The 2,220-nt window shown below is 35.3% G+C and carries 4 protein-coding genes; 3 read left to right on the forward strand and 1 reads right to left on the reverse strand.

Translation table 11 applies throughout. The features are described 5' to 3' along the window. A partial coding sequence (locus tag ACLRYO_RS09510) for a hypothetical protein (protein ID WP_413084867.1) occupies window positions 1-281 on the forward strand: 281 nt, incomplete at its 5' end. 106 nt (window positions 282-387) lie between these two features. After that, a complete protein-coding gene (locus tag ACLRYO_RS09515) occupies window positions 388-1,032 on the forward strand; it encodes a hypothetical protein (protein WP_004698060.1) in 645 nt (214 codons plus the stop codon). 117 nt (window positions 1,033-1,149) lie between these two features. Here the strand turns inward: ACLRYO_RS09515 and ACLRYO_RS09520 are convergent, their stop codons facing one another. Next, window positions 1,150-1,416, reverse strand: a complete 267-nt coding sequence (locus ACLRYO_RS09520) for a hypothetical protein (protein WP_004692901.1) — start codon at window positions 1,414-1,416, stop codon at window positions 1,150-1,152. A gap of 704 nt (window positions 1,417-2,120) precedes the next feature. On the opposite strand from ACLRYO_RS09520, the gene ACLRYO_RS09525 reads away from it, so the two are divergent. Beyond that, window positions 2,121-2,220: ESPR domain-containing protein (locus tag ACLRYO_RS09525; protein ID WP_413084868.1), on the forward strand; the 100-nt coding region annotated here is incomplete at its 3' end.

Consider the following 2,220-nt stretch of genomic DNA (forward strand, 5'->3'; position numbering starts at 1 on the left):
GTGTAACTCGTAAATTCGGTACTTCCGATGCGAAGAAAGCAGTTCCTGAACGTTATAAGGGTGGCCCAATCAGCTCCATTTATGTGTTGCAAGATGAGGTAACAGCGTTGAAAGCTGAAAATGCACGTATGCAAGAAAGCCTCCATGAATTGTCTGCTGTTAAGGATGATAACGCACGTATGCAACAACGTATTGATGAATTATCCTCTGTAAAGGAAGATAATGAACAAATGAAGGCTCAAATTGCATTGTTGATGCAACAAGCAGGGCTTACAAAGTAAATTTGACTTGATTAAATGGGTTATTTAGTATACTCTAGTCATGTAAGAATCATGTAAGGAATATGAAAGCCGCCCTTTGGGAGGCGGCTCATCATTAGGAGGATTTATGAAATTCAAAAAATTTATGCCTGTATTGGCACTTGCTTGTGTGTGTGCGGTAGGTCAAGCGGATGCGGCTCGTGATACATTGATGATGCCGGAACAACCGGCTGAACCATTAAATGTGATTGAAGCAGAAGTGGCTGTTCCTGTGCCTAGCGAAGAAGTTCGCGACGTAGTGAATGCTTTCACACAATTCCAATTGGACCAAAAGGGCAAGCGCATCATGGATGATTCCCGCGTTATGACTGGTCAAGAGCGTTACCGCAACAATGTGTTGTACTACATGAATGTTCGTCGCAGCTGGTACATCGTAAGCCATCGTTATAAAAACGATAGCTATGGGCGTTTGGCATTAGATCGTTTGTACAACGATTACAAACAGTTCTTTACAGAACATGCGACTGTATCTGAAGATGCTAAATTGGACTATGCGCAACAAATCATCGATATCTTGGATCGTAATACAGCCAATGTACATGATGATGAATTGCGTTTCTACATGAATGAAATGGTGATCTTCAGCTTGAACGAAGCTATGAAAGACGGCAATAATCGCGTGAAACCTGTGGATGAAAAAGCGGCTCCTGCAATGGACGAACTTCACACAGTGGACCTTCGCAAAGCGATTAATGCACCGACAATTCAATAATTTTAGATGATTTAATTATAAGAATTAAGTGTTGTTGTGTTGTATTGTATTTCTTATAATTGTATGACCGATAAAAAATATCGGGGTGTTGTTTGTATTAACAATACCCCGATATTTTTATGCATATAATTTTGCAATCAAGGTGATTCGCTGACCTTGAATCACCTTATATGTAATTTTTTTTACGATGGCCGTAAAATTGTGATGCAGAAATTGTAACTGATCGTTAGGTTGAACGTCCGCATCATATGTGAATACGCCTTCTTCCCCATTAAAGCGACCTTTGATTGTGAAAGTTTGATTATCTCGTGTAACTACGATATCTTCTTCTGTAACCGTATTTGGTTTATCTATATTTTGTTGTAAGATATTGAGTTCTGACATAGATTTCTTCCTCCTTTCTGCTTTCAGTATAACAATAAAAATTAAAAAACACATGGAGTAATCATATAAATTGTTTTTATACACATATGCTCTATTTCTATAAAGCCTATAAAGCCCGCCAATACGCCTTTAGAGTGCCTTAGAATAAAAAAAGGAATGACGGCGATTTGAATTTCACCTGTCATTCCTTTTACTATATAATAAAATGTTACCTTTATTGATTGTGCAATAGTTAATTGGCTTAAGTAGGTATGTAGTAATTGTGTACGTACATTGAGTCAAAATGGCAGAAACACTGTACGATATCTGTTTATGAAAAGATATCATTCTATTATATGGTCTATCATAAAACAGGATAATGAAGAGAAAATAAATTGGTTACATATGGTGTGATATTAGTACATAATTATGGAGCATATTAGTATTATTTATGAAAGTTGGTGAATAATAGTTAAAAAATACAGCATTTATGCAGAATATTCAGTATATTTAATTTTATCGAAATTATTAATAATTTAAACACAAAAGTTTTATGAAAATAAAATGAAAAAAAGTTTACTTTTCCCGTAATATGTGGTATTTTAGATATACACATTTAAGAATGTCGATGAATTCTTAATACATCATCGATACATCATTGTTATTTCATTAAATATGTAGATAGTTGGTTAGTAGGTTTTATAAGTTTTATAGGAGAAAGATTAATGAATCGAGTATTTAAAGTGATTTGGAATCGCACAAAGAGCTGCTATGTTGTTGTGGCAGAAACAGCAAAGAACATGACGAAACGTTCCTCTTTGTCGG

Origin of the sequence: Veillonella parvula (genome assembly GCF_047241225.1) — a bacterium.
Lineage (GTDB): Bacteria > Bacillota > Negativicutes > Veillonellales > Veillonellaceae > Veillonella > Veillonella parvula_O.